Here is a 25,696-nt window from a genome sequence, read left to right as displayed (position 1 = left end):
CCGCGAGGCCCCGGCCGCCGCTCACCAGAGGCTGGTCCGCAGGACGATCTCGGTGGCCAGTTCGTGGGCGCCCTCGGTGGCGATGTTGTCGACCTCGACCGGGACCACCCGGAACTCGCCGTAGACGTAGCGGCCGGAGGCATCGGCCACGGCTCGCGGCAGGCTCTTGGTGACCAGCATGGTGACCGGCAGCTCCAGCGGCGGACAGGACGCGTCGGGAGCCGTGCCGTCGGCGTCGGGCACCGCCGGATGGCCGTGATCGGCGACCACCAGGCTCATGAACCGCCCGAACCGGCCCGCGCACAGCCGCCAGGCCAGCGCCGCGCCCGCACCGCGTCCCGCGACGTTCACATACGGCAGCTCGAGTTCGTCGAGAATCGCGTGGACGGCCGGGGGCTCGAGCCCCTCGACGGACTCCAGCACGACGGTCTGCAGATCGGATTCGTGCAGCCGCGCGCACACGGTGTCGAACACGTCGGCCGGATCGTCCGCATCGGGAAGCAACAGCACATTGTGCCGCGATTGTGGGCCGTCGACCCGCACTGTCCAGGCCCGGTCACCGACCGTGATCCGCCGAGATTTCATGCCGGTGTACGGTACACGGCCCGGTTGAACACGGCAGCGTGTTGCGCTCCGCCCGGCCGGTCTGTTTTTGCCCGTGTCCTGGGCTTTCCCAATCCGGAGGGCCCGAATTGCCAGACCTGTCACAGCGGGCCGGTCGCGGCTGTGAGGAGAGCGGCCGCACAGCGGGCGACGGGTGCGGTACGAGCCACGTACCGGAGCGAGGAGGTGTGCGGAGTTCCCCTCCCGGCGGCGCCGGGCACGCCGTACGATGACGGCCGAACCGATCGATCGGCGTTCACGGGGGGCTTGTGAAGCGAATCATCCAGCGTGTGCTGTGCGCTGTCGGCGCCCTCTTCTTCGGCGCGGGCGCACTGTTCGGGATCACCCAGCCGATCAACGCCACCGCCTACCTGTTGGGGTTCGGTCGCGAGGTCACCGTCCACGTCGACGAGAGCTCGCGCGGGCTGATGGGCGGCCGCAGTCGGGCCGGCATCGGCACGAACGTCGAGGACGGCAGCGCCGTGCGCCTGTTCGATGTGCGATCAGGTGACACCGTCAGCGCCCGGATGGTCCTCATCGATATCGGCGTGGACAGCTTCGCCTATCGCTCGGCCAGGGCCGCGGCCACCGATTTCATCTGGCTGCTCGGCGTCCTCGTCCTCGGCGGGCCCGCCCTGGTGTTCGGCCTCGCGGCCTCCGCGCCGGCGCGGGCGAGACCTGCTGTCACCGCGGCGGCCGACGGAGCCGATTCCCCTGCCGGTGCCGATGTTTCGAAGCCGAACACCCCCGGCGAGAGCTGAGCGTTCAGCCGACGATGGGGCGGTCGAGTTCGCTGTGGACGACCGGTAGCTCCCGTGGTGCGCCACGGCTGATCAGGGCGTCGAGGGCGGCCAGGTCGACGTGCCGCTCGACCAGGTCGGCCAGCAGGTCGAGCTGCGCGGTGCGGGTGGCCGCCACCGAGGTGTCCGGGGCGACGCGGAATCCGGTGCGCCCCGCGTGCCGGGCGACCTCGGTCAGCCAGGCGCGGCGGAACTCGTCGGATTCGAGGAGGCCGTGCACGTGGGTGCCCCAGATCGATGCCCGCACACTGCCTTCGGGAGCTCCGTCGATGGTGAGCCAGGGCGCGTCGGCGCTGTGCCGGACGCGGCCGTGGTGGATCTCGTAGCCGTGCACCGGCAGCGCGCCCGCCTCGCCGACGACCTGGCGGGCGATCTTGGGCTCCGCGAATTCGATGGCGAGGTCGAACAATCCGAGCCCGTCCACCACGCAGGGCCGCGCCGCGTCCCCGTCCTCAGCCGACGCGGCGACGGCACCCTGGTCCCCCGCGGACCCGACGTGTTCGACGCCGTCGACGATGCGACGCCCCAGCATCTGGTAGCCGCCGCAGATCCCGAGGATCGGGCGCCCCGCGGCGGCCCGGGCGTGCAGCGCCGCGTCGATCCCCTTGGCGCGCAACCACGCCAGGTCGGAAACCGTCGACTTGGACCCGGGCACGACGACGAGATCGGCGGTGGCGATCTGATCGGGTCCGTCGGCCCAGCGGACGGCGACGCCGGGCTCGCAGGCGAGGGCTTCGATGTCGGTGGAGTTGGAGATGCGGGGCAGCCGGACGGCGGCGACGGTGAGCCAGTCGGTGCCGTGGGGTGGGCCGGGGCGACCGACCGGGGTACCCGCGACGGTGCCGAGGGAGTCCTCGGCGTCGAGCCAGAGGTCGTCGGCGAACGGCAGCACGCCCAGGGTGGGGCGGCCGGTCAGGACGGTCAGCTGGTCGAGGCCCGGTTGGAGCAGGGCGACGTCACCACGGAACTTGTTGACGAGGAAGCCCGAGATGAGCTGCTGGTCTTCGGGTTCCAGCACCGCGACGGTGCCGAACAGGTGTGCCAGCACTCCCCCTCGGTCGATATCACCGACCACGAGCACGGGCAGCTCGGCGGCGCGCGCCAGACCCATATTGGCCAGATCCGTGGCCCGCAGATTGATCTCGGCGGGTGATCCGGCGCCCTCGCAGATCACCACGTCGAATTCCGCACGCAGGGAAGCGAGTTCGTCCGCCACCACCTCACGCAGCTGCTGCCTGCGCGTGAAATAGTCACGCGCGCCGACGGTCCCGACGGCCTTGCCGCGCACGACGAGCTGCGAGCGCCGATCACTGCCGGGCTTGAGCAGCACCGGATTGAACCGCACGCTCGGCTCCAACCCACACGCCCGCGCCTGCAACGCCTGCGCCCGCCCGATCTCCCCGCCGTCGAGGGTGACGACGGAGTTGTTGGACATGTTCTGCGCCTTGAACGGCGCCACCCGCACGCCACGCCGCGCGAGCATTCGGCAGATCCCCGCGACCACCACGCTTTTCCCGGCGTCGGAGGTCGTGCCCGCGATCAGCAGCGCCCCGCGCAGATCGCCGCTCATGCCACGGACCGACTCACGGCAGCGTGAGGATTTCCGCGCCCGTCTCCGTGACCACCAGGGTGTGCTCGAACTGGGCGGTCCACTTGCGGTCCTTGGTGACCACGGTCCAGCCGTCGTCCCAGATGTCGTAGTCGATACCGCCGAGGTTGATCATCGGCTCGATGGTGAAGGTCATGCCGGGCTCGATGACCGACTCGATGCTGGGCTGGTCGTAGTGCAGGATGACCAGGCCGCTGTGGAAGGTGGGACCGACGCCGTGGCCGGTGAAGTCGCGGACGACGCCGTAGCCGAAACGATTGGCGTAGGCCTCGATGACGCGCCCGATCACATTGAGCGCACGGCCCGGCTTGACCGCCTTGATGGCCCGGTTGGTGGCCTCTTCGGTGCGCTCGACCAGCAGGCGCACCTCCTCGTCCACGTCGCCGGCGAGGAAGGTCTTGTTGGTGTCGCCGTGCACGCCGTGGATGAAGGCGGTGACGTCGATATTGACGATGTCGCCGTCCTCGATGACGGTCGAGTCGGGGATGCCGTGGCAGATGACCTCGTTGAGCGAGGTGCAGCAGGACTTGGGGAAGCCCTTGTAGCCCAGGGTCGACGGGTAGGCGCCGTGATCGCACATGTACTCGTGGGCGATCCGGTCCAGCTCGTCGGTGGTGACACCGGGCGCGACCGCCTTGCCGGCTTCTTCGAGCGCCTGCGCGGCGATCTTGCCCGCGATCCGCATCTTCTCGATGGTCTCGGCCGTCTGCACCCAGGGCTCGCGCCCCTCGTTGGCGGTCTTCTTCCACACGTATTCGGGACGCTCGATGGAACGCGGAACGTCCCGGATCGGCGACTGGGTGCCGGGAACGAGTGGCTGACGGGTGCGCACGGACATAGCTGCGAGTGTAGCCAGCACCCCTACCCGGCGCTGTGGCGCGGTTCGAGCCGGACCACGATGCCCTTCGAGGTAGGGGTGTTGCTGATGTCGGCCACGCTGTCGAGCGGGACCAGCACGTTCGTCTCCGGATAGTAGGCCGCCGCCGAGCCACGGCTGGCCGGGTAGGCGACCACGACGAAGTTCTCCGCGCGCCGCTCGACCCCGTCCGTCCAGACGCTGACCAGATCGACCACGTCGCGGTCGGCCAGGCCGAGCTCGGCCAGATCGTCCGGGTTGACCATCACCACCCGGCGCGCGTTGTGGATGCCCCGGTAGCGGTCGTTGTTCGCGTACGGGATGGTGTTCCACTGGTCGTGCGAGCGCAGCGACTGCAACAGCAGGTGACCGGGCGGCACGTCGAGGAAGGTGAACTCGTTGCGGGTGAATTCCGCTTTGCCGCTGGCCGTGCGGTAGATGCCCCGGTTGACCGGGTTGATCAGCCGCAGTCCACCCGGCCGCTCGACGCGCTCGGTGAAGTTCTCGAAGCCGGGCACCACCCGCGAGATCCGGTCGCGCACGGTGTTGTAGTCGGCTTCGAACTCCGCCCACGGGATCGCCGGGGTGGCGCCGAGGGTGCGCTGGGCGAGCCGGGAGATGATGGCGACCTCGCTGAGCAGGTGCGGCGAGGCCGGGTCGAGGCGACCTCGCGAGGCGTGCACCTCGCTCATCGAGTCCTCCACCGTGACGAACTGCTCGCCGGTGGCCTGGATGTCGCGATCGCTGCGGCCCAGGGTCGGCAGGATCAGCGCGGTCTCACCGCACACCGTGTGCGAGCGATTGAGTTTGGTGGAGATCTGCACGGTGAGCGCGCACTGCCGCAGGGCGGCCTCGGTCACCGCGCTGTCCGGTGTCGCCCGTGCGAAATTGCCCGCGACGCCGACGAAGACCTTCGCCTGACCGTCGCGCATCGCGCGGATCGCGGCGACGGAGTCCAGGCCGTGCGCGGTCGGCGGGGTGAAGCCGAACTCGGCGCCGAGGGCGTCGAGGAAGGTCTGCGGTACCCGTTCCCAGATGCCCATCGTGCGGTCGCCCTGCACATTGCTGTGTCCGCGGACCGGGCACACGCCCGCTCCGGTGCGGCCGAGATTGCCCCGCAGCAGCAGGAAGTCGACGATCTCGCGGATCGTGGGCACCCCGTGCTTGTGCTGGGTCAGGCCCATCGCCCAGCACACGATGATCCGTCGCGAGCCGAGCACCGCCGCGTGCACGTCCTCGATGGCCGCGCGGGTCAGGCCGGTCGCTTCGAGGGCGGCGTCCCAGCCGATCCCCCTGGCGTGCGCGGCGAACTCGGCGAAGCCGTGGGTGTGTTCGCGGATGAACTCGTGGTCCAGGACGGTGCCGGGGGCGGCGTCCTCGGCCTCGAGCAGCAGCCGGTTCAGGGTCTGGAACAGCGCGAGGTCACCGCCCGGTCGGATCTGCAAGAAGTAATCGGCGATCGCGGTGCCGCGCCCGATCACCCCGCGCGGGACCTGCGGGTTCTTGAACCGGATCAGCCCGGCCTCGGGCAGCGGGTTGACCGCGACGACCTTCGCGCCGTTGCGCTTGGCCCGCTCCAGCGCCGAGAGCATCCGGGGATGGTTGGTGCCGGGGTTCTGCCCGACGACGAAGATCAGGTCGGCGGCGTAGATGTCCTCCAGCGACACGCTGCCCTTGCCGACGCCCAGGGTCTGGTTCAGCGCAGAACCGCTGGACTCGTGGCACATGTTGGAGCAGTCGGGCAGATTGTTGGTGCCGTAGGCGCGGGCGAACAGTTGCAGCAGGAACGCGGCCTCGTTGTTGAGCCTGCCCGAGGTGTAGAACAGCGCCTCGTTCGGCGAGGCGAGGCCGCGCAGCGTCTCGGCGATCAGGTCGAGGGCGGCGTCCCAGCCGATCGGCTCGTAGTGGGCGGCGCCGGGGCGCTTGACCATCGGTTCGGTCAGTCTGCCCTGCTGGTTGAGCCAGTAGTCGGAGGTGGCGTCGAGTTCGTCGACGGTGTGGGTGGCGAAGAACTCGCGGGTGACCCGGCGGGTGGTCGCCTCGTCGCTGACGTGCTTGGCGCCGTTCTCGCAGTACTCGTTCTTGTGCCGGTGCTCGGGCTCCGGCCAGGCGCAGCCCGGACAGTCGAAGCCCGCGGTCTGGTTGACGTTGAGCAGGGTGAGCGCGGTGCGCGTGGCCGAGGTCTGCGCCAGCGAGTACTCGAGTGCGTGGACCACCCCGGGAACGCCGGCCGCCCAGGTCTTGGGCGGGGTGACCGATAGGTCGTCGGTGGGGTCGTCGATCGAGGTCATCACCGGCTTCTTCCCGTGCCGCGGCACTGCGATCGGACTGGATGACCTCAGGCTTCCCAGTTTCGGGGCGGTTGTCAACGCGACGGTTCACACCCGGTTTCGCCCGCAGGGGTGAGGACGGACGAGCGCCGCGCTCGCACGCTGTCTGCATGACGACACTTCCCGCCCCGACCCTCGCCGCCGTCGCCCAGCAGCTGACCGGCGGCGGCCGCGGCATTCTCGCCGCCGACGAGTCGATCAAGACCATGTCCGCGCGTCTCGAGCAGGAGGGCATCCCGGCGAGCGCGACCGCCCGGCGCGACTATCGCGCCCTGCTGCTGACCACCGACGGACTGGCGGATCGGGTCAGCGGAATCATCCTGTGCGACGAGACCTTCGGCCAGGAACTCGCCGACGGCCGTGCCTTCCCCGCCGCCGCGCGCGATCTGGACATCCTGCCCGGCATCAAGGTCGACACCGGCACCACCGCCCTGCCAGGGCAGGCGGGCGCGCTGGTCACCGAGGGACTCGACGGTCTCGGCGCCCGGCTGGCGTCCTATGCCGAGCGCGGGGCCGCCTTCGCCAAGTGGCGGGCGGTGTTCGACGTGCGGACGATCACGCCCTACGCCGCGCACGCCAACGGGCACGCGCTGGCGCGCTATGCCGCGCTGTGCCAGGAGCACGGCATCGTGCCGATCGTCGAGCCGGAGGTGCTGTGCACCGGCGAGCACGACCTGGCCGCGTCCGCCCAGGCGACTCGGCTCGCCCTGCGGTCGGTGTTCGCCGCGCTCGACGCCGCCGGCGTCGACCTGACCGGCATCGTGCTCAAGCCGAACTTCGTGACCCCGGGCCTGGCCGCCGCGCCCGCGTCCACCGCGGCGGTGGTGGCCGCGACCTTCGAGGTCCTGCGCGACACCGTGCCCGCCGCGGTCCCCGGCATCGCGTTCCTGTCCGGCGGCCAGCCGACCGAGCGGGTCTGCGAGTACCTGCGCGCGCTGCACGCCCACGGCGACCGGCCGTGGGCGGTCACGTTCTCGTTCGGGCGCGCGCTGGTCAGCGCCGCGTTGCGGACCTGGGCCGGCGCACCCGCCGCGGTGCTCGACGCGCAGCGGGTGCTGCTGGCGAACTGCCGCAGTGCCGCCGACGCGACCCGCTGACTACCGCAGCGGCAGCTCGACCAGCACGATCGTGCCGCGCCCCAGCAGCGACTCGACGCGCAGCGAGGCCTCGATGACGGCGCAGCGTTCGGCCAGGGAGCTCAGGCCGAAGTGCTGGCCGTCGGCGGCGGCCCGCTCGGCCCGGCGCGCGGCGGGGTCGAAACCCGCGCCGTCGTCGGAACAGCCGAGCACCACCGAGTCGCCGACCCGGCGCAGCGACAGCACGATCCGGCTCGCGCCCGCGTGCTTGACCGCGTTCACCAGCGCTTCCTGCGCGATCCGGTACAGCGCGGCGGCCGCGTGGTCGGCGATGTCGCCGACCGCGGCGGCCGGGTCGACGAGCAATTCGATCGCCGGGCCGCCGCCGGTGCCCGCGGTGCGGACCAGCGATTCGAGCGCGGCGACCAGGCCGAGGTCGTCGAGAACCAGGCTGTGCAGGCCCGAGATCGCCGCCCTGGTCTCGTTGTAGGCGAAATCGGCCAGCGTCCGGGCACTGACCAGTTCGGCGCGGGCCCGCTCCAGCGCGCGCACGCCGGACTCGTCGCCCGTGGCGACGTGGGCGGCGAGTTCGGAGACGGTCAGGTCGGCCGCGGACAGGTGGAACGACATCGACGCGAGCGCGGTGGTCACCCCGTCGTGCAGGTCGAACGCGATGCGCCGACGCTCGGCCTCCTGCGCGGAGATCGCCTGTTCGACCAGGCGATCCCGCTCGGTGCGGTGCCGGTTGACGGTGCGCCACAACCGGTGCGCGTGCACCGACAGGCCGAGGACACCCGCGTAGCCCGCCGCGCGGTCGAGGTCGGCCGGGCCGAACGGTTCGGCCGGATCCCGGTGCGCGGCGAGGACTCCCACCACGGAATCGTCGACACCGCGCAGCGGCAGGCACATCCGCGCGATCGTCTGCCCCGGCTCGAGGCGTAACAGGCTGCGGTGCAGGGCGTTCCGTGGCGAATCCCGATCCAGCAGGACCGGGGTTCCGGTCCGGGCGACCAGCCCCGTCACCCCGAACCCGACCGGCAGGGTCAGCGAGCCCGCCGACGGGTGCGCCGGCCACAGGTCGACCACCCCGAGATCGGATCCGTCGACGGCGTAGAGCTGCACACCGTCGGCCGCGAGCAGCGGGGCCAGCTGCGCCGCCGTCGGCGCGGCACCGGTCACCGGAACAGCCCTTCCCGCAACGCGACCGCGATCGCCCCGCTCCGATCGGACACGCCCAGTTTGCGATACAGCCCGCGGATGTGGGTCTTCACCGTGTCCTCGCTGACCACGAGCTTGCCCGCCACCGCCCGGTTGGAGTGCCCGGAGACCAGCAGTCCCAGCACTTCCGACTCGCGCTGGGTCAGGCCCAGGTGCGCGCCCGACCAGAACTGCCCCGCGTCGAGCCGGGCCGCGGCCAGTGCCACCCGACCGGCCAGGGCGGGATCGATGACGGTCTCGCCCTCGGCGGCGCGGCGCAGGTGGGCGACGAGTTCACGCCCGTCCACGCGCTTGAGCACATACCCGGCCGCGCCCGCGCGCAGCGCCTGATAGAGGTAGTGCTCGTCGTCGTACACGGTGAGCACCACGACCTTGGTGCCCGGATACCGCTCGGTGATCTGGCGGCACAGATCCAGACCGCTGGCCTTGCCGATGCGGATGTCGCACAGGACGATGTCGGGCCGGTGCTCGTCGATCAGGCGCAGCGCCGCGGTGTCGGTGCTCGACTGGCCCACGATCACGACCTCGTCGGGGAAGTGGCCGAGCATCGCGTCGAGCCCGTGCAGGACCATCTCGTGGTCGTCGACGAGCACCAACCGTAACGGGGTCGGCGGCTCCGGCATACCGCCACAGTACGGCGGAAAAGCACTGGGGTTCGGGGCAATCGGCGAGAAATCACCCGTGCGGCCACCCGCGCGGGGGAAGGCCGCGCTGCCCCGGGTGCGGTCGGATGGACGGACCCGATCGAAAGGCGCCACCCATGCCGGAATCCACTGTTCATCGGCCGCTCGTCGTGTCCGCCGTCGACACCGACCGGCTCGCCGTCGACACCCTGCGCTTCCTCGCCGCCGACATGGTCGAGGCCGCGAACTCCGGGCATCCCGGGATGCCGATGGGGGCGGCGCCGATGGCGTGGACGCTGTGGAGCAGGCATCTGCGCCACGATCCGGCCGACCCCGGCTGGGCCGACCGCGACCGGTTCGTGCTGTCCGCCGGGCACGGTTCGGCACTGCTGTACGGGCTGCTGCACCTGTTCGGCTACGACCTGCCCATCGCGGAGCTGCGCCGGTTCCGCCAGCTCGGGTCGCGCACGCCGGGCCATCCCGAGTACGGCGAGACACCGGGGGTGGAGTGCACGACCGGCCCGCTCGGCCAGGGGCTGGCGATGGCGGTCGGTATGGCGTTGGCGGAGCGCATGACCCACGCCCGCTACCCCGAGCTCACCGACCACCGCACCTACGCGATCGTCGGCGACGGCTGCCTGATGGAGGGCGTCAGCCACGAGGCGGCCTCGCTCGCCGGGCAGCTGCGGCTGGGCCGGTTGATCGTGCTGTGGGACGACAACGCCATCACCATCGACGGCGCGGTGGACCGGGCCTGCGGCGACGACCAGCTCGCCCGCTTCGCCGCCTACGGCTGGCACACCGAGGCGGTGCCCGACGGCACCGATATCGCCGCGATCGACGCGGCGCTGACCCGGGCGAAGGACGATCCCCGGCCGAGCTTCCTCGCTGTCCGGACGGTGATCGGGCACGGTGCGCCCGACGTGGCCGGCACGGCGAAGGCGCACGGATCACCGTTGGGCGCCGATCAGCTGGCGCGGGCCAAAGAGCTCGCGGGATGGACGTTTCCGCCGTTCACGGTGCCCGAGCAGGTCGCCGCGACGTGCGCGGTGCTCGCCGGGCTCGGCGCCGAGGACCGGGCCGACTGGCTCGGCCGGTTTACCGAATTCGCCGCTGCCGCACCGCGACGCGCCGACGAGTTCGCCAGGGCCGGTGCGCGGACACTGCCCGACGGTCTGGCCGACGCGCTGTCCGGGATCGTCGGCGACGCGCCACGGGCGACCCGGCAGTCCTCGCAGGCGTGCCTGGACGCCCTGCGCCCGATCCTGCCGGAGCTGGTGGGCGGCTCGGCCGACCTGGCGGGCTCGACCGGAACCGCGTTCGGCCCGGTCGTGCGCGGGGACGACTACGCACCCACCGCGATCGCGTTCGGCATCCGCGAGTTCGGCATGGCCGCCGTCCTCAACGGAATCAGCCTGCACGGCGGGTTCCGCGTGTTCGGCAGTACGTTCCTGGTGTTCGCCGACTACCTGCGGCCCGCGCTGCGATTGTCGGCGCTGATGGGTCAGCCCGTGATCTACGTGCTCACCCACGATTCCATCGCCGTCGGCGAGGACGGGCCGACCCACCAGCCCGTCGAACACCTCGAATCGCTGCGCGTCATCCCCGGTCTCCAGGTGCTGCGCCCGGCCGACGATGCCGAGACCGCGCTCGCCTGGGAACTCGCGCTGACCCACACCGACGGGCCGACCGCGCTGATCCTGTCCCGACAGTCGCTGCCGCAGCACGACACCCACCGCCGAGCACCCCAACCCACTGTCACGCCCCGGCCCGCCGCGGCCGACGGTCCCGGCGCCGAGGACCTCGTGCCCGCCCCGCGAGTGACAGCCACCGGCAAGCCTTCGGACCCCGCCCTCGTCGGCTCCCCGCCCACCGCCGACGATGGCGCGGTCGCTGTCGCCGAGCCGCTGATCGGCGAGGAACATCGCACCGTCGAGCTCGTCGCCACCGGTTCGGAAGTCGCACTGGCGGCGGCGGTCGCCCAGGAACTCCGCGCCGACGGCCATCCTGTGCGGGTGGTGTCGGTGCTGGATCGCACGCGCTACTCCCCCGATCCCTCGGCGTGCACCGTCAGCATCGAGGCGGGCACGACCACGGCCTGGGCTGGCGTGGTCGACCTGGCGATCGGTATCGACGAGTTCGGGCACAGCGGTCCCGGCGCCGAGGTCATGGCCCACCACGGCTTCACCGTGTCGTCGGCGCTCGCCCGCATCCGCGACCATCTGGGCAGCGCGCGATGACCCGCCTGGAGGCGGTGATCTTCGATGTCGACGGCACCCTGGTCGACAGCGAACGCGACGGCCACCGGGTGGCGTTCAACGCGGCCTTCGCCGAAGCCGGACTCCCCGACCGCTGGGATGTCGACCGCTACGGGGAGCTGCTGCGGATCGCCGGTGGCGCCCAGCGGATGACCCACTGGTTCGAGAGCACCGGGCGCTCAGCCGACCAGGCCAGAGAACTCGCGCAACGACTACACCCCGCCAAGACCCGGATCATGCGGAGCCTGGTCGAGGACGGGCAGATCCAGCCGAGGCCGGGCGCCCGGGAGCTCATCGAACGGCTCGCCGCCCGCGGTGTCGCGCTGCATGTGGCCACCACGGGCACCCGCGCGTGGGTGGAACCGTTGCTGCGCAACGCCTTCGGCGAGGTGTTCGACACCGTGGTCACCGGGACGGAGGTGCCCGACCTCAAACCGAGTCCGGCGGTGTATCTCGAGGTTCTGGCCCGCACCGGGTCCGCTCCCGAGCACGTTGTCGCCGTGGAGGATTCCGCCAATGGCGTGCTCGCCGCGACAGCGGCCCGGGTGCCGTGCGTCGCGGCGCAGAACGCCTATACCCGCTCGCACGATCTGTCCGCGGCGCTGCTGGTCGCGGACGGTCTGGACGACCCGGAACTGGTCAGCTGGTTCGACGGCCAGCCGGCCACGGCACCGCCGCGTTCCCGGTAACCACCGCGTGCGGGGTCGGCGCGAGCAGTCGCCGTGCGGCGAATCCCGGCGGGCGACGCTCCTCGATCGCCCGGCGGTCGGCCGGTCAGAACGCGGGGACCGCGTCCGCCGCCGGGGTGACTTCGGTGGCGGGCCGCGTGCGGCGCAGCACCGTCACGCTGACGAGCAGCGCCGCCGCGAGCAGCCCGGCCGCGACGGTGAACGCGAGCCGGTAGCCGCTGGTCAGCGCGACGGCTTCGGTAGCACCCGAGGCGAGTTGGGCGCCGGTCCTGGTAGCGGCGAGGGTGGACAGGACCGCGATTCCGATCGCCATCCCGACCTGCTGAGTGGTGTTGAACAGGCCAGAGGCGAGCCCGGCGTCGTCGGCCGAGGCACCCGACATGCCCAGTGCGGTGAGCGCGGGCAGCACCAGGCCGCCACCGGCGATCAACACCATCATGGGCAGCAGATCGGTGACATAGTCGGCGTCGACGGGCAGCCGCATCAGCCACGACATGCCGACCAGCAGCAGCACCAGGCCGGCGATCAGCACGGCCCGTTCGCCGAAGCGTGTCATCAGCCGGGCCGAGGCGAACAGCGATACCCCGCCGATGGCGACCGCGGCGGGCAGCATGGCCAGACCGGTCTGCAAGGCGTTGTAGCCCAGTACCTTCTGCAGGTACAGCGCGACGATGATCTGGAAGGCGAACATCGCCGACAGCGTCAGCATCTGCACCACATTGGCGCCGGAGACGGCGCGCGAGCGGAAGATCCGCAACGGCAGGAGCGGCTTGCGCGCGGTGGCCTGCCGGACGACGAACGCGACGAGCAGCGCGACGGCCGACGCTGCGAGCCCCAGGGTGCGTGGCGACACCCAGCCGTACCGCTCGACCTCGACGATGGTGTAGATCCCGAGCATCAGACCGGCGGTGACCAGGACGGCCCCGAACACGTCGGCGCCCGCCGCCCACCCCAGACCGCGATCGGCCGGCAGCGCCCTAACGGCGACGAGCATCGTCACCAGCCCGATCGGCACATTGATCAGGAAGATCCAGTGCCAGTTCAGCGCATCGGTGAGCACGCCGCCGAGCACCTGCCCGATCGAGGCCCCGGCCGCGCCGGTGAAGCTGAAAATGCCGATGGCCGTGGCCCGTTCACGCGGGCCGGGAAAGATCGTGACCAGGATGCCGAGCACCACCGACGCGGCGATGGCGCTGCCGACGCCCTGCAGGAAGCGGGCCGCCACCAGCATCGCCGGGGTGGTCGCCGCTCCCGCCAGCAGCGAGGCCGCGGTGAAAACGACGGTGCCGGTGAGGAACATCGTCTTGCGGCCGATCAGGTCGCCCAGCCGTCCGGCCAGCAGGAGCAGTCCACCGAAGGCGATCAGGTAGGCGTTGACGGTCCAGCTCAGGCCGGCGGGCGAGAAGCCGAGATCCGCCTGGATGGCGGGCAGCGCGACGGTGACGATGCTGCCGTCGAGGATGGTCATCAGCGTCGCCGCCGACAGCACCGCCAAGGCGATGCGCTGAGAAGAGGTCATGAAATGACCGTACTAGATAGTTTCGTTGCAGACAATCTATAACGGACTATTGCCGGGCGCGCCGCGCGGGAGCGGCCTCCACCGCGGTGGACAGATGCCCCTCCACCAGCAGATTCAGCGCGCGAACCAAGGTCTCCCGCTCGCCTTTCGGCAACGATTCGAGCGCCGCCCGATGCACGCCGTCCACGATGTCGGCACTGCGCGCGGCCAGCTTCGCCCCCGCGGGCGTCACCGCGATGATGCGCGCGCGACGGTCGGTACTCGACGGCTTGCGCTCGGCCAGACCCGCCTTCTCCAGCGCGTCGACGGTGACGACCATGGTCGTCTTGTCCATGTCGCCGAGCTCGGCGAGCTGCGCCTGGGTCCGCTCGGCCTCGAGCGCGTGCACCAGCACGCAGTGCATGCGGGCCGTCAGCCCGATCTCGGCCAGCGCGGCCGCCATCTGGGTGCGCAGGACATGACTCGTGCGGTCGAGCAGGAAGGACAGGTCGGGTTCGGTGCGCGTCGTCGCGAGGGCGGTCATACCGTCACTATAGTTTTGTAATAGATAATCTGCACCCCTCCGTATCCGCGGGAATTTTGCCGGACCGCGGTCCGTTTAAGCGGTGACCAGAGCAGACCACATCCCGAGACGAGGTTCACATGGAACTGGGGCTGACCACCTTCGCCGAGCTGTACCCCACCGGCGATCGGCCCGCGCCGACCGCCGCCGAGCGGCTGCGCCAGGTCGTCGACGAGGCCGTCGCCACCGAGGCGGCGGGCCTGGACGTCTACGGCGTCGGCGAGCACCACCGCAAGGACTTCGCGGCGTCCTCGCCCGCCGTCGTCCTGGCGGCCGCGGCGGCGCGGACCGAGCGCATCCAGCTGACCAGCGCGGTCACCGTCCTCAGCTCCGACGACCCGGTCCGGGTGTACCAGGACTTCGCGACATTGGACGGGCTGTCGAACGGCCGGGCCGAGCTGATGGCCGGGCGCGGCTCGTTCACCGAGTCGTTCCCGCTGTTCGGCTACGACCTCGCCGACTACGACGACCTGTTCGAGGAGAAGCTGGCGCTGCTACTGCGGCTGCGCGAGGAAGAGCCGGTGACGTGGTCGGGCCGGTTCCGCGCGCCGCTGCGGGACGCGACCGTCTACCCGCGCACCGACGACCGGCCGCTGCCGGTCTGGATCGCGGTCGGCGGTAGTCCGGAGTCGGTGATCCGCGCCGGCCTGCTCGGCCTGCCGCTGGCGATCGCGATCATCGGCGGTCAGCCGGCCAGGTTCACACCGCTGGTCGAGCTGTATCACCGCGCGCTCGCCGAGGGTGGCCACGAGAAGCAGCCGGTGGCGGTGCACGCGCACGGCTATGTGGCCGATACCGACGAGCAGGCGGTGGCCGATTTCTACGCGCCGTACGCGCTGGCCATGTCCACCATCGGTCGCGAACGCGGCTGGGGCCCGATGACCCGCGAGCAGTTCGACGCCTTGCGTTCGCAGAGCGGTTCACTGTTCGTCGGCACGCCGGACTACGTGGCGGGCAAGATCGCCGAGGTCCGCGACACCCTCGGCCTCGACCGGTTCATGCTGCACACCAGCGTCGGCACGCTCCCGCCGGAGCAGGTCCTGCACAGCATCGAGCTGCTCGGCACGAAGGTCGCCCCGCAGGTGCGCTGACCTCCCCGAGCGCCTACTCGAGCGCCGCGTCCAGCTCGCCCCGGCGGGCGGCGCGGCGTTCGCGACGACGGCGCAGGTAGCGGCGGATGCGGCTGGCACAGGCGTAGACCACCCACAATCCGATCGCCAGCGAGACGGCAGCGATCACCGCGGCCAGCACGGGGAAGAACACCGCGAGGGTGATGACGCCGCCGACGCCCAGATCCTCGGCGGTACTCACCGCGATATTGGTGACCGGTTCCGGCGAGGTGTTGATCGCCATCCGGGTACCGGCTTTGACGATGTGGCTGGCCAGGGCCGTCGTGCCGCCGACCGCCGCGGCGAACAGCGTGGGCAGCGAGTCGTCCTGCCCGGCGATCAAGGCCGCCACCACCGCCCCGGACGCGGGCCGCACGACGGTGTGCACGGCGTCCCAGAACGAATCCAGATACGGGATCTTGTCGGCCACGGCCTCGATCACGAAGAGGATGGCGGCGGCGACGAGCACATCGGTGCGTTCGAGCCCGGGCGGCACGTCCTCGGCCCAGCCGATCCGCCCGAAGAACCCGAGCAGGAACACCACCGCGTACGCGTTGATCCCGCTGGCCCAGCCCGCGGTGAAAATCAGAGGTAGCACCGACACCTGCTCAGCGTAGGCCCGTCCACCGACTCCGCGCGGCCGCCGAGCGGGGCTGCCACAGCGCTCCGAAAGCTAGCATCGCTAGACACGCTATCGCTCGAATGCTACCGTTGCTCCAGCTTCTAGCGACGCTAGATTTCACGAAGAGGGAGCCCGCCATGCTCGTTGTCACCGGCCAGATCATCGCCACCGTCGCCGTCCTCGCCAATGCCGTCGTCTACGGCACCGATGTCTGCGGTGCCGTGATCATGCGGTCCGTCTACCGCAAGCTCGATGACGCGACCGTGACCGTGAGCGCGGGGTGGGGTCACTACTACGGCGACAAGCGCATGCCGATCGCCGGGGTGGGCGGGGTGGTCACCGCGATACTCACGCTGGTGATCGCGCTGTCGGCCGGCCAGCTCGGCGCCGCTGTCGCGGCCGGGATCTCGGTGGCCGCGCTGCTGACCTGGCTCGCCTTCTATGTCCGCGTCGCCAAGCCGATCAATTCCCAGCAGACCGCCGCCGCGCTCAGCGGCGTCATTCCGGCCGATGCCCGTGCGCTGCAGGACAAGTGGGACAGCATCCTGAAGTACCGGGTCACCTTGCAGTTCATCGCCATCGCCGGCCTGTGCGCCGCGCTGATCCTGTTCTGACCGCACCGACATCGCAGACACCGAGGAGTACCGAGATGACCTTCACCATCAATGAACAGCAGTTCCTCGCCGAGGCGGGAATCGGCAGGCTGGCCACGGTGTCGCCCGACGGCGTCGTCCAGAACAACCCCACCAACTATCGCGTGAACGCCGACGGCACCATCGACATCGGCGGCATGCGGATGCGAACCAGTCGCAAGTACCGCAATGTCGAAGCGGGCAGCCGGGTCTCGTTCGTCGTCGACCAACAGGTCTCGGCCGAGCCCTACGTGATCCGCGGCATCGAGGTGCGCGGCAAGGCGGTGGCACTCGAGGACGAGGAGCCGCCGTTCCCGCACCAGGAACGCGTGGTCCTCCGAATCCACCCCGACCGGGTCATCTCCTGGGGCATCGACGGTGGATCCTTCGACTTCACCAGCCGCCGCCCGGAATAGCCTGGCTCCTCCGCGCCGCCTCGCCGAGACCGGGGCGGCGCGGTTAGCGTGGTGGGATGGCCAGTGCAGCATCCACCCACCGTCGCGAGCAGCTCCGCGACTTCCTGCGGTCGCGGCGGGAACGGGTCGGGCCGACGGACGTCGGACTACCGGCGGCGGGTCGGCGCCGCACCCCGGGATTGCGGCGCGAAGAGGTCGCGATGCTGGCCGGGGTTGGGGTGTCTTGGTACACGTGGCTCGAGCAAGGGCGCGACATCACGGTCTCGGGGGAAGTCCTCGATGCGGTGGCGGGCGTGCTCCGGTTGAGTGTGCCGGAGCGGGCGCATCTGTACCTGCTCGCCGGGCTCAACCCTCCGCCCCCGAGCGCCACGCCGGGGACCGAGGTGACGGTCGAGATCCGGCAGCTGATCGACGGCTGGGAACGTGGGCCCGCCGTGGTGCGGGACCGGTACTGGAACATCCTGGCGTTCAATGCCCTCGCCGGGCGGGTATTCGGCTGCGACGACGGCGAACCGCACAACTGCCTGATCACCTTCTTCACCAGCCGGCGGTATCGCGGACTGCCCGAGCTGTGGGACGCCGCGGCGCCGGGGGTCGTCGCGGCCTATCGCGCCGACGCCGCCCTCGCCCCACACGATGACGAATTCCACCGGGTGGCACGCGAACTCGCCGCCGCCGAGCCCGACTTCGCGCGACTGTGGGAACGGCACGAGGTCGGCGTGCCCGCCCAAGCCGTCAATGCCCTGCACCATCCCGAAGTCGGCGAGTTGTTCTTCGACGCGACCACGCTGACCGTCGCCGACCACCCGAATTGGTCTGTCGTGCTCTACAACCCGAAGCCGGGCACCGACACCGACGAACGGCTCGCCCGCCTGCCGCGTCTGCGCCTGACCGAATCCGCCTGACCCACGACGCCCTTCCCGCCGGCACGCTCGCGGCGGAACCCGTGGCACCACGGAACGCCGTCCGGCATCGCGCAGTCGGCGGGTGGCCGAACCGACAGCGAGCACGCCGTAGCCACACACGATCCGTGCCGCCGGGGGCGCCGAGCCTGGTGGTTGCACACCCCGGATAACTGCGCACTGTCTGCGCGGCGCGTCGACGGCCACGCTGAATCCATGACGCACAACAGTTCTCGATTCGACGGCAAGACGGCGCTGATCACCGGCGGCACCAGTGGCATGGGTCTGGCGACCGCGCGCCGGCTGCTCGCCGAAGGGGCCGAGGTCGTGGTGACCGGGCGCGACAAGGGCAGGCTGGACGCGGCGGTGGCCGAGCTCGGGGCGCGGGCACACGGCATCGCGGGCGATGTCACCGATCTCGACGACCTGGACACTCTGGTGGCCGCCCTCGCCGCTCGCTACGGCCGCCTCGACGTGGTCTTCGCCAATGCGGGCATCGGCTCGTTCCAGCCGATCGACCAGGTGACCGGCGCGTTGTTCGACGAGGTGATCGCCGCCAACGTCAAGGCCGCGTTCTTCACCCTCCAGAAGACGTCGCCGCTGCTGTCCGAGCACGCCGCGATCGTCATCAACGCCTCCTTCGGCCTGCACCGCGGCGTCCCCGGCGCCGCGCTGTACTCGGCGAGCAAGGCCGCTGTCCACAACCTGACCCGCACGCTCGCCGCCGAATGGGCGCCGCGTCGGATCCGCGTGAACTCGGTCAGCCCCGGCTATATCGACACCCCGGCCTTGCGCGCCGAACTCTCCGACGCCGCCCAGGCAGGTGTCGCGGGCCTGTCCCCCGCCGGTCGAGTGGGCACCGCCGATGATGTCGCCGCCGCCGTCGCCTTCCTGGCTTCCGCCGACGCCGCCTACGTCAACGGCCACGACCTGCGCGTCGACGGCGGCCTCACCGCCGTCGACGCCGCCGCCCTCCTGTGAACGACACCTGGTCGGACGCCGGCGCGAGGCCACCGTCTCCCGCGGAGGTCCCCCGGGTCGGTTCCCGGTGGCGGTGACGGCTGGCGCCCGCCTCGTACCGGAACGGATCAGCGCAGCGCGGCCCGTCCCCGCACCCGACCGAGGACGACCAGGACCACCAATGTCACGACGACGAGGACCGTGGTCCCGGCCGCGGCGTCGAACACTTCGCCGCGGTCGGTCTGGGCGAAGATGCTGACGGGCAACGTCTTCCAGGTGGCCGGGTAGACCATGATCGTCGCGCCCAGCTCACCCATGGACAGCGCGACGGCCAGACCGGCCGCCGCCCCGAGGGCGGGCAGCAGCAACGGCAGGGTGATCTGGCACAGCACACGTACCGGCCCGGCGCCGAGGGATTCGGCGGCCTGCCGGTACGCCGGGTCGAGCCGGTCCAGCGCGGCGGACACCGCGCTGAACGCGTACGCCAGCACCAGCACCGCGTGCGCCACGATCACGATCCACTTGGTGCCGCCGAGCAGCAGCGGGCGCTCGTTGAACGCGATGAGCACACCGAGGCCGACCGCGACCGAGGGCACCGCGACCGGCAGGTGGAACACCGCGTCGGTCACCCGGCGCAGCCAGGCCGGCGCTTCCCGCGAGGCGAGCGCGGCCCAGGTGCCGAGGACCAGCGAGATCGCCCCGGCCAGCAGGGCGGTCTGCAGGCTCACCGACAGACTGGCGGCCTGCTCGCCGGTGAGCGCGTTGCCGATCGTGGTGAAGCCGAGGTCCGAGGGCAGCGGGCCGGTCCAGCTACCGGCCAAGGCGGCGGCGACCACCGTGGCGATCGGGGCGACGAACACCACCGCGACCACCAGCCCGAACACGCCGAGCACCAGGGCCTTTCCCCGAGGAGTCCACACGAGCACGATCAATCCCCCTTCGGGCGAGCGGTGAACCGGGCGAAGACGAGCCGGTAGGTCAGGTACAGGGAGAGCGAGAGCAGCACCTGCACCGAGGCCAGCACCGCGGCGCCGGGCAGATCGAAGGTGACGATGCCGCGGGTGTAGATCAGCGCGGGCAGCGTGATCACCCCCTTCGCCCCGGTGAACAGCACGATGCCGAACTCGTTGAGCGTCAGCAACAGGACCAGGCTGCCGCCCGCCGCGAGCGCGGGCCACGCCTCGGGCAGCACCACCTGCCGCAGCACCCGCCACGGCGAGGCGCCCAGACTGGCGGCCACGTCGAGCTGTTCGCGCGGCAGCTGCGCGAACGCGGCCAGCACCGGCCGCACCACGAACGGCGTGAAATAGGTGATCTCGGCCAGGATCACCCCGAGCGGTGTGGTGAGGAAATCGACGACCGGCTGGGTCGCGCCGGTCAGCTCGGCCAGCAGGGCGTTCACCGCGCCCGCCGTGCCGTAGAGGAAGGTGAACGCGAGGGTGATCAGGAACGAGGGCAGCGTCAGGATGGTGTCGATGAGCCTGCCGACCAGGCCCGCACCGGGAAACGGGACGAACGCGAGCACGATCGCCAGGAACGTCCCGAGCACCAGGCAGCCCGCGGTCGCGCAGACGGCGATGGACACGGTGCGCCACAACGCGTCCCGGAACGACTCCGAGCCAAGCACCGAGGTCCACACCTCGGTGCCACGCCCGGCCGGGGTCCGCGTCGACTCGGTGAGCACCCGCAGAATCGGGTAGCCGGCGACGCCGAGCACGACCAGCACCGGGGGCAGGGTCCACAGGATCGGCAGCCAGGAGCGCGGCGAGCCGGATGCTGTCGGTGCCGCGGCGGGGACGGGCGGATCGAGGACGGGAGTGCTCACCGCGCCGCCTCCAGCGCACCGCGCCGCGTCGCCACGCGCCGCTCCCCGGGGTCGACCGTCGTCGCGCTCATGACGCGTCCGCCGGACCGGCGGCGACGGAACCGGGTGTCCCCCGGACACTCTCGCCGACGCTGTTCGGGATCAGGACCCCCGCCGGGTCGGGCAGGCGCACGCCGACCGCCGCGCCGACCTCGGTGGTGAAGTGCCCCGGGACATCGACGGCCAGCTCCCCCGGCAGCCCGTCGACCGCCAGCTCGACCCGGGTCGACGCACCGCGCCACACCGAGGTCAGCACGGTGGCCCGCAGGGCGTCCCGGTCGCCGGTCGCGCCGAGGGTGATGGTGTGCGGCCGAAGACACAGCAGCGCCTCGTCGTTCGGCGCCCAGTCGGCTCGGCCGACACCGGGCTGCGGGGCCTGCGCGCGCAGTGTGGCGGTGCCCGCGGTGACCAGCGCCGCCGTGCCGGTGACGTGGTTGACGGTGCACGGCACCAGGTTCGCGCCACCCAGGAAGGCGGCGGTGAAATCGGTGGGCGGTCGCTGCCACAGGTTCTCGGCGGTATCGACGTCGACCAGCCGGGCATCGCGCATCACCGCGATCCGGTCGGCCAGCGCCAGCGCCTCGGCCTGATCGTGGGTGACGTAGAGCATCGCGGTGTCGGGCAGGGCCTTGCGGAGTCGCTGCAGTTCACCGAGCATCGAGTGGCGTAGCTGCGCGTCGAGCGCGGCCAATGGCTCGTCCAGCAACAGCACCGCGGGCCGGATGGCCAGCGCACGGGCGATCGCCACCCGCTGCTGCTGCCCACCGGACAGTTCCCGCGGCAGCCGCCGGGCGTAGCCGGCCATCCCGACCATCTCGAGCGCCTCGGTGACCCGCGCGCCGATCTCGGCTCGCGGCACCCGCTGCGACTTCAGCCCGAAGGCGACATTGCCGTGCACGCTCAGGTGCGGGAACAGCGCGTAGGACTGGACGACGACCCCGATCCCGCGCTTGGCGGGCGACAGATCGGTGACCTCGCGCCCGGCCAGCCGGACCGCGCCCGAGGTGGGCCGGACGAAACCGGCCAGCGCCTTGAGCGCGGTCGACTTGCCCGACCCGCTCGGGCCAAGCAGCGCGACGGTCTCGCCGACGGCGACGCGCAGGGTGAAATCGGTCAGCGCGACCGCGGCCTTGCGGCCCCGGCCGTAGCTGACCCCGACCCGGTCGAACACGATCGCCGGTTCGTTCGTGGCCGACCCGGTGCGGGCGGCGGTAGCGGACTTCGTGCGGAGGTCACCGTCGGACATCGTCTACTCCCTTACAGCACAGCCGGATTCAGCTGCCGGTTGCCTTCTGGTACGCCGCGACATCGGCGTCCAGCTCGGTGAGGACCTTGTTCCAGTCGACCGCGACCACCTCGACGCCGGTCAGCGTGGCGGCCGGACCGCCCTCGGCGGGGGCCTTCACGTCGGTGCGCGGGGACACCGCGAAGGCCTCCGGGCCGAGCTTGCTCTGCGCGTCGGTGGCGAGCAGGAAGCTCATCAGTTTCGTGGCGTCGTCCTTGTGCGGCGCGCCCTTGGCCAGGCCCATCACGTACGGCACCGACACGGTGGAGCGCTTGCCAGCGGTCGCCGGGAAGAAGACGTTGAACTTGGAGCCCTTCTCCTGCACCGTGGTCAGGTTCATCTGCACGTCACCGTTGGCGATCAGCAGCTCACCCTTGTCGACCTTGGCCTGCAGCTTGCCGGTCGAGGAGGACGGGCCGACGTTGTTGGCCTGCAACGCGGCCAGGTAGTCCAGTGCGGCCTGCTTGCCGCGCAGCTGCTGCAGCAGCACCAGCACGGCGGTACCGTCGCCGGCCTGGCCGGGGGTGGAGTACTGCAGCTTGCCCTTGAACTCCGGCTTCAGCAGGTCCTCCCAGGTCAGCGCGGAGGCGTCGACCGAGGGGTTGGCGATGAAGCACAGGTAGTTGTTGGCCAGGGTCACGTAGGTGCCCTCGGCGTCCTTGTCGGTGGCCGGGATCGCGGCGGTGTCGATGCCGCTGGGCTGCAGCAGTCCGGACTGCTTGGCCTTCTGGATGAACGGCGGCAGGGTGACGACCACGTCGGCCTGCGGGTTGGACTGCTCCTTGTCGACGCGGTTCACGACCTCGCCGGAACCCGCCTCGACGAGGTTGACCGCGATGCCGGTCTGCGCGGTGAACTCGGCGAACCGGTTCTTGTACCAGCCACCGACACCGTCGGCGGAGTAGACGGTGACGGTCTTGCCGTCCGCGGATTCGGTGCCGGTGCCGCCGCAGGCCGCGGTGAACGCGACGGCGGTGACGCCGGCCAGCAGCAGCGCGACCTTGGACAGGCGGCGCGCGGTGAGGGAAGTACGCACGATTACAGCAACTTTCGTCTCGTTGTCGAGGGGGAATCGCAGGGACGGTGGATCTTCGAGACACCGCGACGGGTTGCCGCGGCGCAGTCAGGGCGCCAGTACCAGCGCGGGGAAGTCGGCGACCGAGGCGACGACATGGGTCGCGCCGGCGGCGCGCAACTGGTCGGCGGTGTGCGCGCCGGTGAGGGTGCCCGCGACGATGCCCGCGCCCGCCGCGAGGCCGGTCGCGATGTCGCTGGTGGTGTCACCGAGCACGGCGATCCGGTCGACCGCGTCGACGCCGAGGCGCAGGGCCGCGGTGAGGACCATGTCGGGGTACGGGCGGCCACGCCCGGCGTCCGAGGGGGCCAGCGTGAGGTCGGCCAGGTCGGCCCACCCGAGAACGGCCAGCAGCTTGTCCTGGGTGCCGCGGCTGAAGCCGGTGGTCAGCGCCACCCGCACACCCGCCGCGCGCACCGCGGTGATCGCCTCGACCGCACCGGGAATCGGCGCGATGTCGGCCTCGTCGATCAGCGCGTCGTAGGCGGACTCGAACGCGAGGTTGGCGGCCTGGGCGGCGTCCTCGTCACCGAGCAGGGCGCGGAAGACCTCGATCTTGGACTGCCCCATGGTGTCGAGGACATAGCGGCGAGCCTGCTCACGACGCGGGCCGTCGGGCTCGATCCCGGCGGCGGTGGCGGCAGCCTCGAAGGCGCGCAGGACCAGGCCGCCATCGGCGACGGTGGTGCCCGCCATGTCGAGTACGGCGAGCTGAATCATGGTGTCCGGCATTGCTTCCTCACAGTCCGATCTGGTCGGCGGTCTGCTCGCCGATGGCGGGGCCCAGGGTCATGCCGCGGCCACCGGGGCCGGTGACGACCCACACGTTGGTGTCGGCCCGCACCCGGGTGACGATGGCGTCGGGATCGACGCTCTGGCTGTAGACACCCGCCCAGCGGCGCACGACGCGCGGCAGCCTGCGGCCGAGCAGTTCCTCGGTCACCTCGGTGAGGTGGTCGTAGGGCGCCTCGTCGACGTCGAAGGCGAACGGCTCGGTGTACTCGTGGGTGTCGCCGATGGTCAGGCCGCCGTGCAGCCGCTGCACACACAGCAGCTGCATCTTGTGCTCGGCGGCCGTGGCGGTCTGCGACTGTTCCAGTGCCAGCGAATCCACTTGCGCACCGGCGAATCCCGGGTAGTAGCGGAAGCTGTCGCCGTCGGCGATCGCGGTGGTGAGCGGTTCGTCCAGCGGCGCGGTCTGCATCATCTGCAACCGCACCCGGCGCACCGGCAGCTCGCCGGCCAGTTCGCGGGTGAGCCCGGAGTGGGCGGCGCCGGGGCAGTGCACCACCAGGTCGGCCTGGTGGCGGCGGCCGTGATCGTCGACGACGACGGCGCCGGATCCGGTGTCGAGGACCGAGCGGGCCTCGGTGCCCTCGTGGAAGGCGTAGCGGCCGCTGCCCGCCATATGGGCGCGCAACGCGGGCAGCGCCTGGCGTGATTCCACCGCGGCGTCGGTCGAGCAGTGCAGTCCGGCGAGGTATTTGCCGCGCAGCGCCGGATTGAGCACACGCACCTGGTCGGGGTCGAGCAGGGTGAAGCCGCGCGCCGGTGCGGTGGCGCCCGCGGCGGCCGCCTCGGCGACGGCCAGCTCGGCGGGCGTGCGCACCAGCGTGATCGAGCCGGCGGGACGGAAGCCGACGCCGGCCACCCGGCCACCGATCTCCTCCCACAGCTCCCGCGAGCGCAGGGTCAGCTCCAGCTCCCCCGCCGCCCGGCCGGACACCCAGACCAGGCCGAAGTTGCGCACGGTCGCGCCGCGCGCCTCGCGTTCGCGTTCGAGCTGGACGACCTCGTGGCCACGGGCGATCGCCGCCCAGGCGTGTGCGGTGCCGAGTATCCCTCCACCGATGATGACCAATCGCATGTCAGCGATGATGGCAAATGGTCTAGACCGATAGGTGTTGGCTGCGAGAACGGCAGGTTAAGTTTTGGTATAGACCAATCGAGTAGGCTGGCGGGCATGGAGACACCGCACACCACGCGCGTTCCGAAGGTGTTCCTGGTTCGCACCGAAATCGACGCCATCCTGGCCGATCTCGACGAAGGCGACCCGGTGCCGTCCGAACGCGACCTCGCCACCCGGTTCGGCGTCGCCCGCGAGACGGTGCGCCAAGCCCTGCGAGAGCTGCTGGTGGAGGGCAGGATTCGGCGGCGCGGGCGTGGCACGGTGGTCTCCCGCCCCAAGCTGACCCAGCCGCTGTCGCTGCGCTCCTACACCGAGGGCGCGATCAGTCTCGGCCGCACCCCGGGCCGCATCCTGGTCACCTGGGAGGACGTCGCCGCCGACGCGGAGACCGCCGCCGACCTGGAACTGGAGCCGGGCACGCACGTGATGCACCTGGAACGCGTGCTGCTCGCCGACGGTGAACGCATCGGGCTGGAGAGCACGTACCTGCCACTGCACCGCTTCGGCGGCCTGCGTGGCAGCTACGACCCGACGACGTCGCTGTACGCCGCGATCCGCGCCACCGGCGTGGAACTCGCCGGTGCGCGGGAACGCATCGAAACCGTACTGGCAGCGCCCAGAGAAGCGGGCCTGCTCGAATGCACAACGGCGTTGCCGATGTTGCTGTTGCATCGACGCAGCGTCGATGCCGACGGCGCACCCATCGAACGGGTGCGCTCGCTGTACCGGGGTGACCGCGTCGCCTTCGAGGCGAGGCTGTCACCCGAGCACGAGTAGCC

The 25,696-nt window shown here is 71.2% G+C and carries 25 protein-coding genes; 10 read left to right on the top strand and 15 right to left on the bottom strand.

Translation table 11 applies throughout. The features are described 5' to 3' along the window. Positions 1–21: 21 nt before the first annotated feature. Positions 22–585 carry an alpha/beta hydrolase gene (locus V8688_RS06585; RefSeq protein WP_218718454.1) on the bottom strand — a complete coding sequence of 188 codons (564 nt, stop codon included), beginning with the start codon at positions 583–585 and terminating at the stop codon, positions 22–24. 287 nt (positions 586–872) lie between these two features. Between V8688_RS06585 and V8688_RS06580 the strand changes: the two genes are divergently transcribed. Then, complete coding sequence (locus V8688_RS06580) at positions 873–1,364, top strand: hypothetical protein (RefSeq protein ID WP_218718455.1); 492 nt, start codon at positions 873–875, stop codon at positions 1,362–1,364. 4 nt (positions 1,365–1,368) lie between these two features. On the opposite strand, the gene V8688_RS06575 is transcribed toward V8688_RS06580, so the two are convergent. Genes V8688_RS06575 through V8688_RS06565 form a run of 3 tightly spaced genes read right to left on the bottom strand, consistent with a single transcriptional unit; the run spans position 1,369 to position 6,159 of the window. Continuing rightward, on the bottom strand, positions 1,369–2,973 hold the full coding sequence (locus V8688_RS06575; protein ID WP_342800419.1) for a cobyric acid synthase: 1,605 nt from the start codon (positions 2,971–2,973) through the stop codon (positions 1,369–1,371). A 13-nt stretch (positions 2,974–2,986) separates the two neighbouring features. Continuing rightward, entirely contained in the window at positions 2,987–3,850 is an 864-nt protein-coding gene (gene map, locus V8688_RS06570; RefSeq protein WP_218718457.1) for a type I methionyl aminopeptidase, read from the bottom strand. 23 nt (positions 3,851–3,873) lie between these two features. Continuing rightward, positions 3,874–6,159 (bottom strand): FdhF/YdeP family oxidoreductase, encoded by a 2,286-nt coding sequence (locus V8688_RS06565; protein WP_218718458.1) that lies wholly within the window; start codon positions 6,157–6,159, stop codon positions 3,874–3,876. 149 nt (positions 6,160–6,308) lie between these two features. Here V8688_RS06565 and V8688_RS06560 point away from each other — a divergent pair, with 149 nt between their 5' ends. After that, positions 6,309–7,295 carry a class I fructose-bisphosphate aldolase gene (locus V8688_RS06560; RefSeq protein WP_342800418.1) on the top strand — a complete coding sequence of 329 codons (987 nt, stop codon included), beginning with the start codon at positions 6,309–6,311 and terminating at the stop codon, positions 7,293–7,295. On the opposite strand, the gene V8688_RS06555 is transcribed toward V8688_RS06560, so the two are convergent. Next, positions 7,296–8,453 carry a GAF domain-containing sensor histidine kinase gene (locus tag V8688_RS06555; protein ID WP_218718460.1) on the bottom strand — a complete coding sequence of 386 codons (1,158 nt, stop codon included), beginning with the start codon at positions 8,451–8,453 and terminating at the stop codon, positions 7,296–7,298. Continuing rightward, positions 8,450–9,115 carry a response regulator transcription factor gene (locus tag V8688_RS06550; protein ID WP_218718461.1) on the bottom strand — a complete coding sequence of 222 codons (666 nt, stop codon included), beginning with the start codon at positions 9,113–9,115 and terminating at the stop codon, positions 8,450–8,452. Before V8688_RS06550 ends, V8688_RS06555 begins: the two co-directional genes overlap by 4 nt. A 137-nt stretch (positions 9,116–9,252) precedes the next feature. On the opposite strand from V8688_RS06550, the gene V8688_RS06545 reads away from it, so the two are divergent. Together V8688_RS06545 and V8688_RS06540 are read left to right on the top strand one after the other, a co-directional pair. Then, positions 9,253–11,355: a transketolase gene (locus tag V8688_RS06545; protein WP_342800417.1), complete on the top strand. Its 2,103-nt coding sequence runs from the start codon at positions 9,253–9,255 to the stop codon at positions 11,353–11,355. Beyond that, positions 11,352–12,062: an HAD-IA family hydrolase gene (locus V8688_RS06540; protein WP_218718463.1), complete on the top strand. Its 711-nt coding sequence runs from the start codon at positions 11,352–11,354 to the stop codon at positions 12,060–12,062. The genes V8688_RS06545 and V8688_RS06540 overlap by 4 nt, the downstream gene beginning before the upstream one ends. Before the next feature lie 85 nt (positions 12,063–12,147). On the opposite strand, the gene V8688_RS06535 is transcribed toward V8688_RS06540, so the two are convergent. Further along, positions 12,148–13,581 (bottom strand): DHA2 family efflux MFS transporter permease subunit, encoded by a 1,434-nt coding sequence (locus V8688_RS06535; protein ID WP_342800416.1) that lies wholly within the window; start codon positions 13,579–13,581, stop codon positions 12,148–12,150. A gap of 46 nt (positions 13,582–13,627) precedes the next feature. Then, positions 13,628–14,104 (bottom strand): MarR family winged helix-turn-helix transcriptional regulator, encoded by a 477-nt coding sequence (locus V8688_RS06530; protein ID WP_218718465.1) that lies wholly within the window; start codon positions 14,102–14,104, stop codon positions 13,628–13,630. A gap of 119 nt (positions 14,105–14,223) precedes the next feature. On the opposite strand from V8688_RS06530, the gene V8688_RS06525 reads away from it, so the two are divergent. Beyond that, a complete protein-coding gene (locus tag V8688_RS06525) occupies positions 14,224–15,234 on the top strand; it encodes an LLM class flavin-dependent oxidoreductase (protein WP_342800415.1) in 1,011 nt (336 codons plus the stop codon). 13 nt (positions 15,235–15,247) lie between these two features. Here V8688_RS06525 and V8688_RS06520 read toward each other — a convergent pair whose 3' ends face one another. Continuing rightward, on the bottom strand, positions 15,248–15,856 hold the full coding sequence (locus V8688_RS06520) for a DUF4126 domain-containing protein (protein WP_218718467.1): 609 nt from the start codon (positions 15,854–15,856) through the stop codon (positions 15,248–15,250). A gap of 155 nt (positions 15,857–16,011) precedes the next feature. Here V8688_RS06520 and V8688_RS06515 point away from each other — a divergent pair, with 155 nt between their 5' ends. The 4 genes from V8688_RS06515 (at position 16,012) to V8688_RS06500 (ending at position 18,805) form a co-directional block, all read left to right on the top strand. Next, positions 16,012–16,488: a DUF1772 domain-containing protein gene (locus V8688_RS06515; RefSeq protein WP_342800414.1), complete on the top strand. Its 477-nt coding sequence runs from the start codon at positions 16,012–16,014 to the stop codon at positions 16,486–16,488. 35 nt (positions 16,489–16,523) lie between these two features. Then, positions 16,524–16,922 carry a PPOX class F420-dependent oxidoreductase gene (locus V8688_RS06510; protein WP_342800413.1) on the top strand — a complete coding sequence of 133 codons (399 nt, stop codon included), beginning with the start codon at positions 16,524–16,526 and terminating at the stop codon, positions 16,920–16,922. Between the two features lie 56 nt (positions 16,923–16,978). Continuing rightward, positions 16,979–17,827, top strand: a complete 849-nt coding sequence (locus V8688_RS06505; RefSeq protein ID WP_218718470.1) for a helix-turn-helix transcriptional regulator — start codon at positions 16,979–16,981, stop codon at positions 17,825–17,827. Between the two features lie 213 nt (positions 17,828–18,040). Continuing rightward, entirely contained in the window at positions 18,041–18,805 is a 765-nt protein-coding gene (locus V8688_RS06500) for a glucose 1-dehydrogenase (RefSeq protein WP_316575552.1), read from the top strand. 107 nt (positions 18,806–18,912) lie between these two features. Here V8688_RS06500 and V8688_RS06495 read toward each other — a convergent pair whose 3' ends face one another. The 6 genes from V8688_RS06495 to V8688_RS06470 form a co-directional block, all read right to left on the bottom strand. Further along, positions 18,913–19,710 (bottom strand): ABC transporter permease subunit, encoded by a 798-nt coding sequence (locus V8688_RS06495; RefSeq protein ID WP_218718472.1) that lies wholly within the window; start codon positions 19,708–19,710, stop codon positions 18,913–18,915. A 2-nt stretch (positions 19,711–19,712) separates the two neighbouring features. Next, positions 19,713–20,609, bottom strand: coding sequence for a 2-aminoethylphosphonate ABC transporter permease subunit (locus V8688_RS06490; RefSeq protein WP_218718473.1), 897 nt, complete (start codon positions 20,607–20,609; stop codon positions 19,713–19,715). Positions 20,610–20,676: 67 nt separating this feature from the next. Next, the gene (locus tag V8688_RS06485) at positions 20,677–21,894 is read right to left on the bottom strand and encodes an ABC transporter ATP-binding protein (RefSeq protein WP_218718474.1); all 1,218 of its coding nucleotides are present in this window, start codon (positions 21,892–21,894) and stop codon (positions 20,677–20,679) included. A gap of 28 nt (positions 21,895–21,922) precedes the next feature. After that, positions 21,923–22,942 carry a 2-aminoethylphosphonate ABC transporter substrate-binding protein gene (locus V8688_RS06480; RefSeq protein WP_255587743.1) on the bottom strand — a complete coding sequence of 340 codons (1,020 nt, stop codon included), beginning with the start codon at positions 22,940–22,942 and terminating at the stop codon, positions 21,923–21,925. A gap of 114 nt (positions 22,943–23,056) precedes the next feature. After that, positions 23,057–23,740 carry a phosphonatase-like hydrolase gene (locus tag V8688_RS06475; RefSeq protein ID WP_316575554.1) on the bottom strand — a complete coding sequence of 228 codons (684 nt, stop codon included), beginning with the start codon at positions 23,738–23,740 and terminating at the stop codon, positions 23,057–23,059. Between the two features lie 7 nt (positions 23,741–23,747). Continuing rightward, entirely contained in the window at positions 23,748–24,875 is a 1,128-nt protein-coding gene (locus tag V8688_RS06470; protein ID WP_342800412.1) for a TIGR03364 family FAD-dependent oxidoreductase, read from the bottom strand. Between the two features lie 96 nt (positions 24,876–24,971). On the opposite strand from V8688_RS06470, the gene V8688_RS06465 reads away from it, so the two are divergent. After that, on the top strand, positions 24,972–25,694 hold the full coding sequence (locus V8688_RS06465) for a GntR family transcriptional regulator (protein WP_316575556.1): 723 nt from the start codon (positions 24,972–24,974) through the stop codon (positions 25,692–25,694). Positions 25,695–25,696: the final 2 nt, after the last annotated feature.

The sequence above is a fragment of the Nocardia sp. No.11 genome, assembly GCF_038752175.1.
GTDB lineage: Bacteria > Actinomycetota > Actinomycetes > Mycobacteriales > Mycobacteriaceae > Nocardia > Nocardia canadensis.
This window is presented reverse-complemented; position numbering and strand designations above follow the sequence as displayed.